This window comes from Leifsonia aquatica H1aii (assembly GCF_000633535.1).
Classification (GTDB): Bacteria; Actinomycetota; Actinomycetes; order Actinomycetales; family Microbacteriaceae; genus Leifsonia; species Leifsonia aquatica_A.
In genome coordinates, this window is sequence record NZ_AYMR01000013.1 from 1 (window position 1) to 14,733 (window position 14,733).

Genomic DNA, 14,733 nt, shown 5'->3' on the forward strand with positions numbered 1-14,733 from the left:
AGCTCAATTGGCAGAGCAGCGGTCTCCAAAACCGCAGGTTGCAGGTTCGATTCCTGTCCGCCCTGCAAGTCGACATTCCGATGTCGGCCCACGAAAGGTGTAACGAGGTGGCCCGAAAAGTTATCGACGAGCCGAGTGAGGACATCGTCGCCAACGCGAAGAAGGATCGCGCTGCGAAGCGCAACCCCTTCGCGCGTATCGCGCTGTTCATCCGCCAGGTCATCGGCGAGCTCAAAAAGGTCGTCACGCCGACGCGCAAGGAACTCCTGAGCTACACCGGGGTCGTGCTCGTCTTCGTGGTGATCATGATGGCGCTCGTATCCCTCCTCGACTGGGTGTTCAGCCTGGGTGTGGTCTGGGTCTTCGGCAACCCGACCTGAGAGCCGAACAGCCCGGCCGGACCACCGGCCTCCCCGACAGAAATGGAATGAATTCAGTGTCTGAGACGAATCGCGACGACGTGGACTGGGCCACCGCAGCCGAGCAGTCCTCCGAGGACGACGAGGCGCAGACCGGCAACGTGCTCGAGCACGACGAGGACTCGTCCGACGCCGCCGAGCACGAGGCGCTGCACATCGTGGCGGAGGACGGCACGTCGATCGACCTCGACGCCGTGCTCGACGCGATGGCGGAGGCCGTCGACCCCGAGGCCGACAAGGCCGTCGACGAGGCCCTCGAGGTCGACACCGACGACGAGGCCGAGGCTGCGCAGGAGGCCGTGGAGGACGAGGACGAGGTCGCGACCGACCCGTACGAGGAGTTCCGCACCGAGCTCCGCGGCAAGATCGGCAAGTGGTACGTCATCCACTCGTACGCCGGATTCGAGCGCCGTGTGAAGTCCAACATCGAGAACCGCATGGTCTCGATGAACATGGAGGACTACATCTACGAGGTCCAGGTCCCGATGGAGGACGTGGTCGAGATCAAGAACGGCCAGCGCAAGATGGTCAACCGCGTGCGCATCCCGGGCTACGTGCTCGTGCGCATGGACCTCAACGAGGACAGCTGGTCGGTCGTGCGCCACACGCCGGGCGTCACCGGCTTCGTGGGCAACGCCCACAACCCGACGCCGCTGCGCTTCGAAGAGGCCTTCTCGATGCTGAAGAGCCTCGTGCAGGTCGACGTGGCGCCGGCCAAGGGTGCCGCCAAGGGCCAGAAGGCCACCGCCCGGGTCATCCCGGCCGAGGTGGACTTCGAGATCGGCGAGACCATCACGATCAAGGAAGGCTCGTTCGCGGGCCTGCCCGGATCGATCAGCGAGATCAAGCCGGAGAGCGGCAAGCTCACCGTGCTGGTGTCGCTCTTCGAGCGCGAGACGCCGGTCGAGCTCAGCTTCGACCAGGTCACGAAGCTCTGACCCCCTAGTTTTCAGATCACCGGATCTCGGAAGGGCCGAGAAACCGGGAGAGCGGCACGGAGCGATCCAACGCCGCTCGAATACACAAAGAAGGAAGAGACATGGCACCGAAGAAGAAGGTCACCGGTCTGATCAAGCTTCAGATCAACGCCGGCGCTGCCAACCCGGCCCCGCCGATCGGCCCGGCCCTGGGTCAGCACGGCGTGAACATCATGGAGTTCTGCAAGGCGTACAACGCCGCGACCGAGTCGCAGCGCGGCAACGTCATCCCGGTCGAGATCACCGTCTACGAGGACCGTTCGTTCACGTTCGTCCTGAAGACCCCGCCGGCTGCGGAGCTCATCAAGAAGGCCGCCGGCGTCGCCAAGGGCTCGGGTGTTCCGCACACCAACAAGGTCGGCAAGCTGACCCAGGACCAGGTGCGCACCATCGCCGAGCAGAAGATGGTCGACCTCAACGCGAATGACATCGACGCCGCGTCGAAGATCATCGCCGGCACCGCCCGTTCGATGGGCATCACGGTCGAGGCGTAAGCCCCGAACGTCCTCCACACACCTCCGCCGAAAGGCATCACCGTGGCAGAGCCGGCCAGGCTCGCACCACATTCTCGTTAGGAGAAAACTCATGGCACAGAAGTCCAAGGCCTACCGGGCCGCGGCTGACAAGATCGAAGCCGGCAAGCTCTACACCCCGTCCGAGGCCGTCGCCCTCGCGAAGGAGACCGGTTCCGCCAAGTTCAACTCGACCGTCGAGGTCGCGCTGAAGCTGGGCGTCGACCCGCGCAAGGCGGACCAGATGGTCCGCGGTACCGTCATCCTTCCTCACGGCACCGGCAAGACCGCGCGCGTCATCGTCTTCGCGACCGGCCCCGCGGCCGAGGCGGCCATCGCGGCCGGCGCTGACGAGGTCGGCGGCGCCGAACTCATCGAGAAGGTCGCCGGCGGCTACACCGACTTCGACTCCGCCGTCTCCACCCCGGAGCTCATGGGCCAGGTCGGCCGTCTCGGAAAGGTGCTCGGCCCGCGTGGCCTCATGCCCAACCCGAAGACCGGCACGGTCACCCCGGACGTGGCGAAGGCCGTCTCCGACATCAAGGGCGGAAAGATCGAGTTCCGCGTCGACAAGCACGCCAACGTCCACTTCGTGGTCGGCAAGGCGGGCTTCACCCAGGAGCAGCTCGACGAGAACATCACGGCCGCCCTCGACGAGGTCGTCCGTCTGAAGCCGTCGGCGTCCAAGGGCCGCTACATCCAGAAGGGCGCCGTGTCGACCACGTTCGGCCCCGGCATCCCGCTGGACGTCAACGCGATCTGAGCGTCTCGCACGACTCTCGAAGGGGTCGGGACCGGCAGCAGCCGGTGCCGGCCCCTTCGGCGTTGCTGAGGACGGAATCGCGTTCCTGAGAAAACGTACACAGAGGTGAAAGAACGCGACAGACCCGTCTACCCCATCTTGTGTGGCAGAACGACGGGGTTTACGCTCGCCCTGGCGCGCGCCGCGCGTCGGCTCATTGTCGAGTCCGTCCGAGTGAAGGATGACGTTTCCATGACTCCTCGCACCACACGATCCCTCCACAAGAGGGTCGTCGGAATCATCGCCACCGTGGCCGCCACGGTGGCTTTGTCATTGGCGGGTACCTCCGCGGCCACCGCCGCCGACCGGGTGACCTACGCCGACTCCGTGCCCTCGTGGGCGACCGCCGCGAACGACGCAGGCGCCGCTCCCGCCGACACCTCGGTGGAGGGTGAGATCTACCTGCCGCTGCGCGACCAGAAGGGTGCCGAGACGCTCGCGAAGCAGGTCTCGAACCCCGCGATCGCCGGCTACCGCAAGGCGCTCACCCCGGCCCAGTGGATCGGCCGCTTCTCGCCGACGCAGGCCGATTCCGACGCCGTGGTCAGCTTCCTGACGACCGCCGGTCTGACGATCACCGCCGTGCCGGCCAGCCGCCAGTACGTGGTCTTCCGTGGCACGCCCGACCAGATCGGATCGATCTTCGGCACGTCCCTGCACTCGTTCACCTACGCCGGGCGGCAGCTGATCGCTCCGGCGACGGCACCCTCGCTGCCGTCCTCGATCGGCACCAAGGTCTCGGGCGTGAGCGTCGAGCAGTCCCGCACCCTCACTCGACCCGACTCGATCCAGCAGGGCGACCTGGGCTCGTCGGGCGAGCCGCAGCTGGCGCGCAAGGCCGCGGCCGCTCCGGTCGTGAACACCCCGTGCTCGCACTACTACGGCGAGAACGTCGTGACCGTTCCCGCCGCCTACAACGGCCAGACGAAGTACAGCACGTACAACTGCGGCTACACCCCGCAGCAGCTGCGCAGCGCCTACGGCCTGAGCGATCTCAACAAGCGTGGCGTCAACGGGTCGGGCCAGACGGTCGCGATCATCGACGCGTACGCCAGCCCCAGCATCGTGAAGGACGTCAACGACTACTCGGCGCAGAACGGCGAGCCGGGCCTGACCAACTCGTCGTACCAGCAGCTGGTGCCGAAGGCGAGCGAGTTCACCGACCAGGAGCTGTGCCAGTACCCCAGCGGCTGGCAGGGCGAGCAGACCCTCGACGTCGAATCGGTGCACGGAATCGCGCCCGGGGCCCGCATCCTGTACGTCGGCGGAACGAACTGCGGCGGCGGCCTGGATGTGGCCATGTCGAAGATCCTGGACAACAAGCTCGCGACCATCGTGAGCAACAGCTACGGCAACGTGGGCGAGGCCGTCCCCGCCGACGTGATCCAGGGCGAGGTCAACCTGCAGCTGCAGGCGGCCGGCGAGGGCATCGGCCTCTACTTCTCCAGCGGCGACAACGGTGACGAGGCCGCGAACCTCGGCTACGCGTCGCCCGACTTCCCGGCCTCCTCGCCGTGGGTCACCTCCGTGGGAGGCACGAGCATGGCGATCGGCAAGAACGGCGCGATCGCCTTCGAGACGGGCTGGGGCGACACGGTCGACCAGATCGTCAAGAACGCGGATGGCACGCTGAGCTACACCGAGCCCCTGCCCGGAACCCGGTTCGCCGGTGGTGCGGGCGGCGGCACGAGCGCCGTGTTCGCCCAGCCGGATTACCAGCGCGGCATCGTCCCCGCGGCGCTGGCCGCGGGCAAGCGGGTGTCGCCGGATGTCTCGGCGCTCGCGGACCCGTACACCGGGTTCCTGATCGGGCTGCGGCCGATCGTCGACGACGACACCCTCGCGGTCGGCGACTACGTCAACGAGACGTACGGCGGGACCTCGCTGGCCACGCCGATCGTCGCCGCGCAGATCGCGATCGTCCAGCAGTCCACCCACGCGACGATCGGGTTCGCCAACCCGACGCTGTACGCCGTGAAGCGCGTCCTGCCGAACAGCTTCCGCGACGTGCTCCCGCAGAACCCGACCCAGGCGGTCGCTTATACGAGCAAGACCAGCGGCAACAGCTACCTGGTCTCGTTCGATCAGGACACCACGCTGAAGACGGCGAAGGGGTACGACCCCGTGACCGGACTCGGCGACGTGTCGTTCGACCTGCTCAACCTGGTGGCGCAGGGCCGGCACTGACCGGCGCCTGATCGACTGGACCGGCCGTCCCATTCCCCCGGGGACGGCCGGTCCCTTCTGTCCGGAACCGGCGGTGTCTGCTTCCATCTGGGACGTCGGGGACATCGGGTGCGTCGGGGACATCCGGGTGCGTCGGGGACATCCGGGCGGGCGAGCGGCTACCCTGGTGCGGTGACCGCCACCATCCGTCCCGCCCGCCCCGGCGACGCCGCCGCCCTCGCCGCCGTCGCCGCGGTGACCTTCCCGCTCGCCTGCCCGCCGCACACGACGCCGGAGGCGAAGGCGGACTTCATCGCGACCGTGCTCTCGCCGGAGCGGTTCGCGGAGTACGTGGCCGACCCGTCCCGCATCCTGCTCATCGCGGAGGACGAGACCGGCGCGGCGATCGGCTACACGATGGTGGTCCTGGGCGAGCCCGCCGACGACGACGTGCGCCAGGCGATCTCCGTGCGCCCGACCGCAGAGTTGAGCAAGTGCTACGTGCTCCCCGGGCATCACGGAGAGGGCGTTGCGGCCCGGTTGATGACCGCCAGTGTGCAGGCGGCCGCCGACGCGGGAGCCGACGGGATGTGGCTCGGCGTCAACGAGGAGAACGCGCGCGCCCAGCGGTTCTACGCCAAGCACGGCTTCGAGCGGGTGGGCTCCAAGCGCTTCCTGGTCGGGGAGCGGTGGGAGGACGACTGGGTGATGGAGCGCGGATCGGTCGCCTGATCCGCACGGCTCCTACCCCTCGGCGATCTTGAGCACCACCTTGCCGCGGGTGTGGCCGCTCTCGACGGCCCGATGGGCCTCGGCGATCTGCTCCAGCGCGTAGATCTGGTCGACGTGCACACGGACGTTGCCGGCCTCGAGCAGGCGCGAGATCACCGCGAGCGTGGTGCCGTCGGGCGCCACCCGGTAGTGGGTCCCACGCATCCCGGCCGCCGACACCTCCTCGGCGAAACCGGGCCAGCTGCCCGTCGGGGCGTTGATGATCAGACCGCCGGGACGCAGGACCGTGAGTGACCGCGACCCGGTGTCGTCGTGGACGTTGCCGACCAGGTCGATCACGACGTCGACCTCCCGCACCACGTCCTCGAACCGGGTGGTGGTGTAGTCGACGACCTCGGAGGCGCCCAGCGACCGCAGCCAGGAGCCGTGAGCGCCGGAGGCCGTGGCGATGACGTGGGCGCCGAAGTACGAGGCGAACTGCACAGCGAAGTGCCCGACCCCTCCGCTGCCCGCATGGATCAGCATCCGCTGCCCCTCGTGCGCCTTGGCCACCTCGACGACCATGCCCCAGGCGGTGAGCGCAGCGAGCGGTGCGCCTGCGGCCTCGATGTGCGAGAGCGTCGCCGGTTTGCGCACCACGCTGAGGCTGGGGACGGAGACGTACTCGGCGTAGCTGCCGCCGAAGCGCGGCACCATCACCATCCCGAACACCTCGTCGCCGGGGCGGAGCGGGTGGGCGCTGTACGGGGACTCGACGACAACGCCGCTGAAGTCGTGCCCGAGAACGGCGGGGAAGGTGCGGATGGCCTCGAACACGCCCCGGCCGGCCCGGGTCTTCGCATCGATCGGGTTCACGCCGGCGGCGACGACCTTGACCAGGAACTCGGCGTTGACGCGATCGGGGGCGGCGGTGTCGCCGAGCCGGAGGGCCTCCGGTCCGCCCGCCGCGTCCAGGAGTGCGGCCCGCATGGTCTTCGGCATTCGTCGTCCCCTCGTCGGTCGCCCGTCACCGGTGCGATCAGCTGACCCCAGTCAATCCCGGGATTGCGTCACCGGTGTTACGCCGGGGTCACCACGTGTGAACACTCTGTTTCGGATACCCCCAGGACGTTTCCAGCCGTGGTCACGTTAGGATGCTTCGACCCCGACCCGAGGAGCCAGAGTGCAGCGATTCCTGCGCATCGTGCGCCAGCCGTTCGCCGTGCCTCCCTTGGCGCGCGGGTGGCAGCGCGCCGTGCCGATCCTGCTGGCGATCGGCACCCTCGCGGTGCTCGGCGGCCTCACGATCATCTGGGCGGCGCGACTGACGGTGGAGCGCCCGGTCTACGTGAGCGAGTTGGGCGCGGAGGGTGCCCCCACCGCGGGGATGTTCCGGATCGCGCTGCTGCTGATCGCCGCCGGCGGGTTCTCGATCGCCCTGGCGAGCGGGCACGTGCGTTCACGGGTGCGTCCGCTCGACCGCTGGGCGCCCGCCCTCAGCCTCGGCGTCGCGGCCGTCTGCTTCGTGGTGGCCTCGCAGGTGACGTGCACCGCGAACTGCCCGGTGCCGATCGCCGATCCCCGCTCGACCGTGCAGGATCTGACCCACACCGTCTCGGCCGTGCTCGGGTTCGTGGCGGCCTGCTACGCCATGCTCCAGGTCGCGTTCGCCTCCCGCCTGCCGCGAGTCGCCCGGTTCTCCCTGGCCAGCTGCATCGCCGTGGCCGCGATCACCATCGTGGGCGGGATGCTGGCGATCGTGCACGTCGCGACCGACGTGGGCGCATGGCTGGAGCTCATCGGCACCACCGTGGCGATCGCGTGGATCGCGGTCTACTCCCTCGCCCTGACCCGCACGACCGTCCGTGCGGATGCGCCGGAGGGCGACCAGGAGGGCGTCTCGAGCGGCTCCTCCCTCGCGGCGCGCTGACATCGCAGGGCGCCGGCGACGGCCGGCGATCAGCAGCGTAGGCCGGCGATCAGCCCAGGGGTGCGATCAGTACAGCGCCGCCGGCTCCGGTGCGGCGACCCGCTCGACGGTCACCGGCGGAACGTTCGACGGCGGTGCCGCGGTCGCCTGGCGCAGCAGCTCGATCAGGTCGCCGGCGAGCCCGACGAGCTTCGCGATCTCGGCCTCGTCGCGGTCGACCCAGCGGCATTCCGGCTCGTCGTGCAGCGGCACGAAGCCGTCGTGCTGCTCCCACACGAAGAGCGTCCGCTCGGCGCCGAGCACGTACTGCTGCCACCAGATCTGCCGCAGATACCCGCGCGGGATGCTGCGGAACGGCTTGTTGGTGGTCTTGATCTCGCAGAGCTCGATCCGGTCGTCCGCGCGGACCGCGAGCCCGTCCGGCGTGGCCAGGTGGCGCCGGTCGCGCTCGGCGTGGAACAGGGCGTCGGAGGGCTGGATACCGTGCGTCGCGGCGACCCAGGCCGCGATCTCCGGCTCGCGCACGCGCCCGTGCTGGGTGAACGAGTTGCCGGAGAACCCGGTGCCGTGGAGCTTGTCGTACACCGCCGCGCGCAGCGAGCGCGGCGTCGACAGCTTGGCGACGTCCGTGGCCGTGATCCCGCGGCTGCGGGCGCGCAACCAGCCGACGCGGTCGCTGGAGTGCGCGACCACCCGCGCGAGGTGCCCCCGTGCGCCGGGCACCGCCGGGGTCACCGGGACGGGAGCCGGAGCGGCGGCACGCGCCGGGCCGAGATCCGCCAGGACGCCGGGCCGGTAGAGGTCGGCGGAGCGGGTCTGGGCGGGGTCGAGCACCCTTCCATTGTGCCTCGCTCCGGCGACGCTCGCGGTCAGCCCACGCCCGCGGCGCCGAGCTGCCGCCGAGCCTCGTCGATCGTCGCCAGTGTGGAGACGGTCTCGTCGAGCGAGTGGAGGGGCGACTCGGTGCGACCCTCGGCGACGTAGCGGGCGAGAGCGGCGCCCTCGTACGACATCCCCTGCCGGTACGGCCGGTCGTACGGGTCTCGCCATCGCGCAGCGACCGAGCCGTCGGCGCGGTGCAGGCGCAGCCCGCTCGGCCCCCAGAACGGAGCATCGGTCTCGATCCGGCCGGCCGAGCCGCTGATCGTCGCGAGCGAGGGCGTCCCGGCGCGGAGGCCGGTGCTGAGCAGCGCCTGCGCACCGGACAGGGTGCTGAGCACCAGGGCGGCCTGCTCGTCGACGCCGGTGGGGGCGAGGGAGCCGCTGGCGATGATGCCGGCCGGGGTGCCGAGGGCGAAGGACGCCCACGACACGACGTACACGCCGAGGTCGAGGAGCGCTCCGCCGGCCAGCGCCGGGTCCCACAGCCTCCCCGCGGGATCGTAGGTCGCGTTGCCGCCGAAGTCGGCCGTGACCACCCGCAGCTCGCCCAGGGCGCCGTCGTCGAGCAGCTGCCGGATGATGTCGGTCTGCGGCAGGTAGCGCGTCCACATCGCCTCCATCGCGAAGACGCCGGCGGCGCGGGCGGCGGTGACGATCCGCCTGGCCTGGTCGGCGGTCGCCGCCATCGGCTTCTCGACGAGCACGTGCTTGCCCGCGGCGATCGCGAGCAGCGTGTGCTCGAGATGCCGGCTGTGCGGCGTCGCGACGTAGACCACGTCCACGCCGGGGTCGTTGACCAGCGCCTCGTACGAGCCGTGCGTCCGTTCCACGCCGTGCTCGATGGCGAATACCGCGGCCCGATCGAGCGAGCGCGAGCCGCAGGCGACGACGCGCTGGGCGGTGTGCGCGTGCAGCGCCTTCGTGAAGTCGGCGGCGATCACTCCCGGGCCCAGCACGCCCCAGCGCAGGGGCGGTGCGTCGGCGGGATCGGGATGGCGGGGGTCGGGGAGCGCGTCGATCATGGGCCCAGTCTGCCCTGCGCCGGCATGGCGAGGGGAGGACATCCCGCCGATCCACCGCCGGACGGCAGGCAACGGAGGAGATCGCGGCCGGGAGGGGCCGGATCTCCTCCGCTGTCTGCAGGCGGCGGGGTGCGGCTCAGACGGGCTCGGGGTTCGAGACGGCGGGCGCCACCCGGGGAGCGCCGGGCACCGGTGCCGCCCAGCGGACCCCGTTGGCGAGCACGCGGCGCACCTGCGGGTGGAAGTAGACCGGGTACTCCTGGTCGCCGGGCGAGAAGTAGAAGATCTTGCCCCGCCCGCGAGTGAAGGTGACGCCCGAGCGGAACACCTCGCCGCCCGTGAACGAGCTGATGAAGACCAGGTCGTCCGGCGTCGGGATGTCGAAGAACTCCCCGTACATCTCCTGCGCCTCGATCACGATCGGCTGCTCGACGCCCGCGGCGATCGGGTGCGTGGGGTTCACGTTCCAGACCAGCTCGCGCTCGCCGCCCTCGGGGTTGCGCCAGCGGAGGGAGCAGGTGGTGCCGAGCAGGCGGATGAAGATCTTCGAGAAGTGCCCGGAGTGCAGCACGATGAGGCCCATCCCGCCGAGCACGCGCTCGCGCACGCGCTCCACGACCTCGTCGGCGACCTGGTCGTGGGCGATGTGTCCCCACCAGAGCAGCACGTCGGTCTCGGCGAGCACGGCCTCCGTCAGCCCGTGCTCGGGGTCGGCGAGTGTCGCGGTGCGCACCGCGACCTCGTCGCCCAGCAGCTCTCGCAGGCCGTCGGCGATGGCGCCGTGGATGCCCGCAGGGTAGATCGCGGCGATGTCGGGCTGGGTCGCCTCGTGGACGCCCTCGTTCCAGACGGTGACACGCAGTGCGGACATGGTCAGACTCCCTTCGAAGCGGTGCGGTCGGCGGCGCCGTCCTCGGCCCCCTGGGTCGCGGGCAGCAGCCGGACCTCCGCGCCCTGGGCGGCGGAGGCATAGGCGGCGTCGATGATCCGGGCGCGGTCGAGGGCGAGCGAGCCGTCCCAGTGCGACCAGGACGCCTCGTCGGCGACGTGCTCGAGGAACGTCTCGACGACGGCCAGGTGGCCGCGGCCGGCGCCTGCCGTCACCCGCACGTCCGCCGACTCCTCGCCGTCGCCGGAGAAGATGGTCAGCTCGCCCGCGGGGGCGTAGTCGACCACGCGGAGGTCGGCGCCGCCCTCGGTGCCGTAGAGGGTGATCCCGAACTCGTCGCCGGCGGGACGGTACGCCGCCCAGCTGGTCTCGAGCACGATCGAGCCGCCGCCCTCGAGCCGGAGCAGGAGGCTGGCGAGGTCCTCGACCTCGTAGGCCGACCCGACCTGCTGCTTGCCACCCGCAGAGCCGCCGCGCCCGCGGACGCCGAGCTCGGAGTGCGTGACCGCCGACACCGCGGTGACCTGCGGCTCGCCGAAGAGGTGGAGGGCGTAGTCGAGCACGTGCACGCCGATGTCGATCAGCGGACCGCCGCCGGCCATCTCGCGGTTGGTGAACCAGCTGCCCAGCGCCGGGATGCCGGAGCGTCGAAGCCAGATCGCGCGCGCGTGGTACGGCCGCCCGATGCGGCCCTCGTCGATGGCGGCCTTGAGCGCCTCGATGTCGCCGCGGCGGCGGTGGTTGAAGGCGACCTCCAGCACCCGGCCGGCGCGGTGCGCCGCATCGACCATGGTCTGCGCCTCGGCGGCGGTGCGGGCGATCGGCTTCTCGCTGAGCACGTGGATGCCGGCATCGAGCGCGCCCACCGCGATGGGCGCGTGCAGGAACGTCGGCACGGCCACGCTCACGACGTCGAGGTCGCCGTCGGCGACGAGCTCCTTCCAGTCGCGGTAGCGACGCTCGACGCCGTACTTCTCGCCGAGGGCGGCGCGGGGCTCGTCCTCCATGCCGGCGATCGCGACGAGCTCGACGCCGGGGAGGGTGGCGTACGCCTCCATGTGCTGCTGGCCGGCCCAGCCGAGACCGATGACGCCGGCGCGCAGGGGCCGGCCGGCGGCGGTGCCGGAGGCGGGGGATTCGATGGTCACGAGTGTCCTTTCAGGGGAGGGGTGGAACGGGTCAGGGATCGAATCGATTCGATGGTCGTGGATGGGAGGGAGGATGGGACGATCCGGGTCAGCGCGGAAGGGCCCGCGCGGTCTCGGACCCGGGATCGAGCACGTGCTGGATCACCATGATCGCCGCACCGGTGACGCCGCCGGTCTCGCCCGAGCGCGACTCGGTGATGGTCAGGTGCTGCGTGGCCAGCGGAGTCGAGCGTTGGTAGACGACCTCCCGCACCCCGGCGAGCAACTGCTCGCCCACGCGGGAGAGGCCTCCGCCGACGATCACCAGGGACGGGTTGAGGAGGTTGACGCAGGTGGCCACGACCTCGCCGAGATCGCGCCCCGCCTGGCGGATGGCCTGCTGCACGACCGGGTTGCCGGTGCGGGCGAGGTCGACCACGTCGTCCGTCGTCTCGGCCGGGATCCCGGCCGCGGTGAGTGCGCGCGCGATGGCGGGTCCGCTGGCGAGCGCCTCGAGGTCCGCATCCTGCGCGCCGTGACTCGGGGTGTCGGCGCCGAACGGCACGCGCACGTGTCCGAGATCGCCGGCCGAGCCCTGCGCGCCGCGCTGCAGCCGCCCACCGCTGATCAGGCCGGCGCCGATGCCGGTCGCCACCTTGACGAAGAGCAGGTCGGTCTGCTCCGGCCAGACCCGGGCGTGTTCGCCGAGGGCCAGGAGGTTGACGTCGTTGTCGACGAGGACCGGCACGTCGAACACCCGGCGGACGTAGGCGGGCACGTCGAAGCGGTCCCACCCGGGCATGATCGGCGGGTTGACCGGCCGACCCGTCGAGTGCTCGACCGGTCCGGGGACGCCGATGCCGACGCCGACCAGGTCGTCGAGGGGCCGCCCGCTGGCGCGGTAGAGCCGCTCGGCGCCGGCGAGCGCCCAGTCGAGCACCGCCTCGGGGCCGTCCGCGATCCGGAGCCGCTGCGAGTCGCGCGCGATGATGTCGCCTGCGAGGTCGGCGAGGGCGACGCCGCCGTGAGTGGCGCCGAGGTCGATGGCGATGACGACGCGGGACTCCGGATTGAAGCGGACGCGGGCGGGCGGGCGGCCTCCCGTCGAGACGTCGTCGCCGGCCGGGGCGATGAGCCCGGAGGAGGTCAGCGCGTCGATGCGGACCGCGACCGTGGAGCGGGCGAGCCCGGTGAGCTCGGCGAGCTGCGCGCGCGTGCGGGGGACTCCGTCGCGCAGGATCGCCAGCAGGTCGGCGGCGTCCCGAGCGACCAGTCCCGTCTCGCGCGCGGTGTCGGTCATGCGGTCATTGAATCACACGTGTTGCTGTCCGTCCAAAGATCATCGCGCATTGGTGGACTTTTGATTGACAACCGACAGAAGTCTCGCTTGAATGGAGGCACCGCCGACCGGCGGGCATCAATCGCACCACCACTCGACGAGGAGCACTGTGTCGACGTCAAAACTCTCCGTGCAGCTGTATACGGTCCGCGAGCTGCTGACCGAGGACACGGTCGGCACCCTGCGCCGCATCGCGGACATCGGTTTCACCCAGGTCGAGCCGTTCGCCTTCCTCTCCTTCGGCGACGCCCTCCGCGACGGCCTCGCCGAGGCCGGACTGACCGCGCCCACGACCCACCAGGGCTTCATCGGCGCCGACCTGGACGAGGTCTTCTCCGCCGCGCAGGCGCTCGGCATCCAGACGGTGATCGACCCTTACGTCGCCCCCGAACGCTGGCAGACCGCCGAAGACGTCGCCGGCATCGCCGAGCAGCTCAACGAGGCCGCCGCCGTGGCCGCCCGCTACGGCGTGCGTGCGGGGTACCACAACCACGCGCACGAGCTCGAGAGCACCATCGAGGGCACCACCGCCCTCCAGTTCTTCGCCGGCAAGCTCGCCCCCGAGGTCGTGCTCGAAGTCGACACCTACTGGGTGGCCGTCGGCGGACACGACCCGCTCACCCTGCTCCCCGCCCTCGGGGACCGTGTCGTCGCCCTGCACATCAAGGACGGCCCCGGCACCACGGAGACCAAGGACCAGGTGGCCGTCGGCCAGGGCTCGCTCCCGATCGCCGACATCATCGCCGCCGCTCCGGACGCCCTGCGCGTCGTGGAGCTGGACGACTCGCGCGGCGATCGGTTCCAGGCCGTCGCCGACAGCTACGCCTTCCTCACCGAGAAGGGCCTCGCATGAGCGCGGGACGCGTGGGCGTCGGCGTCATCGGCGCGGGCGTCATCAGCACCCAGTACCTCGAGAACCTCACCACGTTCCCCGACCTCGAGGTCCGCTTCGTCGCGGACATCGACCAGGAGCGCGCCCGCGCCCAGGCCGAGAAGTTCGGCGTTCCGGGCTTCGGGACGGTGGAGGAGCTCCTGGCTGACGACGGCATCGAGATCGTCGTGAACCTGACCATCCCCAAGGTGCATGTCGAGGTCGCGCTGCAGGCGCTCGCCGCCGGCAAGCACGTGTGGAGTGAGAAGCCGTTCGCGCTCGAGCGCGCGAGCGGGCAGGAGCTGCTGGAGGCGGCGCACGCCCGTGGCCTCCGTGTCGCGACGGCCCCGGACACCTTCCTCGGCGCGGGCATCCAGTCCGCCCGACGTCTGCTCGAATCCGGACGCATCGGCGCCCCGCTGACCGCGCTCACCCTGATGCAGTCGCCCGGCCCGGAGTCCTGGCACCCCAACCCCGACTTCCTGTTCCAGGAGGGGGCCGGCCCGCTGTTCGACATCGGACCCTACTACCTCACCGCGCTGGTCCAGCTGTTCGGACCCGTCGCACGGGTCACGGCCGTCGCCTCGAAGTCGCGCGAGACGCGCGTCATCGGCTCGGGACCGCGCGCCGGCGAGGAGTTCGCGGTGACCGTGCCCACCCACGTGTCCGCGCTCTACCAGTTCGAGAGCGGCCAGACCGCGCAGGCGATCTTCAGCTTCGACTCGAAACTCGGCCGCACGCTCTTCGAGGTCGCCGGTGTCGACGGCACCCTCGTGGTGCCGGACCCGAACACGTTCGAGGGCGAGCTGCTCATCCACGGCGCCGACGGCGAGGAGGCGGTCGCCTCGACCGGGTCGACCTCCACCCGCGGCACCGGCGTGGTCGAGCTGGCACGTGCGATCCGCGCCGGCGTGCCCGAGCGCGCCTCCGGCGAGCAGGCGTTCCACGTGCTCGACGTGATGGTCGCGACCATCGAAGCCGGAACGTCCGGCGTCCCGGTGGAGGTGGAGAGCACCGTGCAGGTCGCGCCCGCCCTCCCCGAGGACTGGGAGCCCCGAGCGGCGACGCTGGCGTAGGCCGGGCCAT

General features: G+C 70.7%; 15 protein-coding genes. 9 read left to right on the forward strand and 6 right to left on the reverse strand.

What is annotated here, in order from left to right:
* Positions 1-107 precede the first annotated feature (107 nt).
* From secE to U870_RS0114260, 6 genes are all read left to right on the forward strand, one after another.
* Positions 108-380, forward strand: a complete 273-nt coding sequence (gene secE / locus U870_RS0114235) for a preprotein translocase subunit SecE (RefSeq protein ID WP_025158052.1) — start codon at positions 108-110, stop codon at positions 378-380.
* A gap of 56 nt (positions 381-436) precedes the next feature.
* Positions 437-1,357 (forward strand): transcription termination/antitermination protein NusG, encoded by a 921-nt coding sequence (gene nusG, locus U870_RS0114240; RefSeq protein WP_025158053.1) that lies wholly within the window; start codon positions 437-439, stop codon positions 1,355-1,357.
* 101 nt (positions 1,358-1,458) lie between these two features.
* Positions 1,459-1,890 (forward strand): 50S ribosomal protein L11, encoded by a 432-nt coding sequence (gene rplK / locus U870_RS0114245; RefSeq protein WP_025158054.1) that lies wholly within the window; start codon positions 1,459-1,461, stop codon positions 1,888-1,890.
* A 91-nt stretch (positions 1,891-1,981) separates the two neighbouring features.
* Positions 1,982-2,671 (forward strand): 50S ribosomal protein L1, encoded by a 690-nt coding sequence (gene rplA / locus U870_RS0114250; RefSeq protein ID WP_025158055.1) that lies wholly within the window; start codon positions 1,982-1,984, stop codon positions 2,669-2,671.
* A 231-nt stretch (positions 2,672-2,902) separates the two neighbouring features.
* On the forward strand, positions 2,903-4,897 hold the full coding sequence (locus U870_RS0114255) for a S53 family peptidase (protein ID WP_240183710.1): 1,995 nt from the start codon (positions 2,903-2,905) through the stop codon (positions 4,895-4,897).
* Between the two features lie 171 nt (positions 4,898-5,068).
* Complete coding sequence (locus tag U870_RS0114260; RefSeq protein WP_025158057.1) at positions 5,069-5,608, forward strand: GNAT family N-acetyltransferase; 540 nt, start codon at positions 5,069-5,071, stop codon at positions 5,606-5,608.
* 12 nt (positions 5,609-5,620) lie between these two features.
* On the opposite strand, the gene U870_RS0114265 is transcribed toward U870_RS0114260, so the two are convergent.
* The gene (locus tag U870_RS0114265; protein ID WP_025158058.1) at positions 5,621-6,589 is read right to left on the reverse strand and encodes an NADP-dependent oxidoreductase; all 969 of its coding nucleotides are present in this window, start codon (positions 6,587-6,589) and stop codon (positions 5,621-5,623) included.
* 181 nt (positions 6,590-6,770) lie between these two features.
* Between U870_RS0114265 and U870_RS0114270 the strand changes: the two genes are divergently transcribed.
* Positions 6,771-7,517: a DUF998 domain-containing protein gene (locus U870_RS0114270; protein WP_025158059.1), complete on the forward strand. Its 747-nt coding sequence runs from the start codon at positions 6,771-6,773 to the stop codon at positions 7,515-7,517.
* A 66-nt stretch (positions 7,518-7,583) separates the two neighbouring features.
* On the opposite strand, the gene U870_RS0114275 is transcribed toward U870_RS0114270, so the two are convergent.
* The 5 genes from U870_RS0114275 to U870_RS0114295 all read right to left on the reverse strand — a co-directional run bounded on the left by U870_RS0114275 (position 7,584) and on the right by U870_RS0114295 (position 12,737).
* Positions 7,584-8,351 (reverse strand): YqaJ viral recombinase family protein, encoded by a 768-nt coding sequence (locus U870_RS0114275; RefSeq protein WP_345817877.1) that lies wholly within the window; start codon positions 8,349-8,351, stop codon positions 7,584-7,586.
* A 35-nt stretch (positions 8,352-8,386) separates the two neighbouring features.
* Positions 8,387-9,421 carry a Gfo/Idh/MocA family protein gene (locus U870_RS0114280; protein ID WP_025158061.1) on the reverse strand — a complete coding sequence of 345 codons (1,035 nt, stop codon included), beginning with the start codon at positions 9,419-9,421 and terminating at the stop codon, positions 8,387-8,389.
* 136 nt (positions 9,422-9,557) lie between these two features.
* Complete coding sequence (locus U870_RS0114285; protein ID WP_430623526.1) at positions 9,558-10,292, reverse strand: ThuA domain-containing protein; 735 nt, start codon at positions 10,290-10,292, stop codon at positions 9,558-9,560.
* A gap of 2 nt (positions 10,293-10,294) precedes the next feature.
* Entirely contained in the window at positions 10,295-11,458 is a 1,164-nt protein-coding gene (locus tag U870_RS0114290) for a Gfo/Idh/MocA family protein (protein WP_025158063.1), read from the reverse strand.
* A gap of 88 nt (positions 11,459-11,546) precedes the next feature.
* Positions 11,547-12,737, reverse strand: coding sequence for an ROK family transcriptional regulator (locus U870_RS0114295; protein ID WP_025158064.1), 1,191 nt, complete (start codon positions 12,735-12,737; stop codon positions 11,547-11,549).
* A gap of 169 nt (positions 12,738-12,906) precedes the next feature.
* Between U870_RS0114295 and U870_RS0114300 the strand changes: the two genes are divergently transcribed.
* Both U870_RS0114300 and U870_RS0114305 read left to right on the forward strand, forming a co-directional pair.
* Positions 12,907-13,629: a sugar phosphate isomerase/epimerase family protein gene (locus tag U870_RS0114300; RefSeq protein WP_025158065.1), complete on the forward strand. Its 723-nt coding sequence runs from the start codon at positions 12,907-12,909 to the stop codon at positions 13,627-13,629.
* Entirely contained in the window at positions 13,626-14,723 is a 1,098-nt protein-coding gene (locus U870_RS0114305) for a Gfo/Idh/MocA family protein (protein WP_025158066.1), read from the forward strand. Before U870_RS0114300 ends, U870_RS0114305 begins: the two co-directional genes overlap by 4 nt.
* The last annotated feature ends 10 nt before the right edge of the window (positions 14,724-14,733 follow it).

Coding starts and splice junctions, on each gene's coding strand:
- rplK (WP_025158054.1), top strand. CDS start 1,459: ATGGCACCGAAGAAGAAGGTCACCGGTCTGATCAAGCTTCAGATCAAC.
- rplA (WP_025158055.1), top strand. CDS start 1,982: ATGGCACAGAAGTCCAAGGCCTACCGGGCCGCGGCTGACAAGATCGAA.
- U870_RS0114255 (WP_240183710.1), top strand. CDS start 2,903: ATGACTCCTCGCACCACACGATCCCTCCACAAGAGGGTCGTCGGAATC.
- U870_RS0114265 (WP_025158058.1), bottom strand. CDS start 6,589: ATGCCGAAGACCATGCGGGCCGCACTCCTGGACGCGGCGGGCGGACCG.
- U870_RS0114280 (WP_025158061.1), bottom strand. CDS start 9,421: ATGATCGACGCGCTCCCCGACCCCCGCCATCCCGATCCCGCCGACGCA.
- U870_RS0114285 (WP_430623526.1), bottom strand. CDS start 10,292: ATGTCCGCACTGCGTGTCACCGTCTGGAACGAGGGCGTCCACGAGGCG.
- U870_RS0114295 (WP_025158064.1), bottom strand. CDS start 12,737: ATGACCGACACCGCGCGCGAGACGGGACTGGTCGCTCGGGACGCCGCC.
- U870_RS0114305 (WP_025158066.1), top strand. CDS start 13,626: ATGAGCGCGGGACGCGTGGGCGTCGGCGTCATCGGCGCGGGCGTCATC.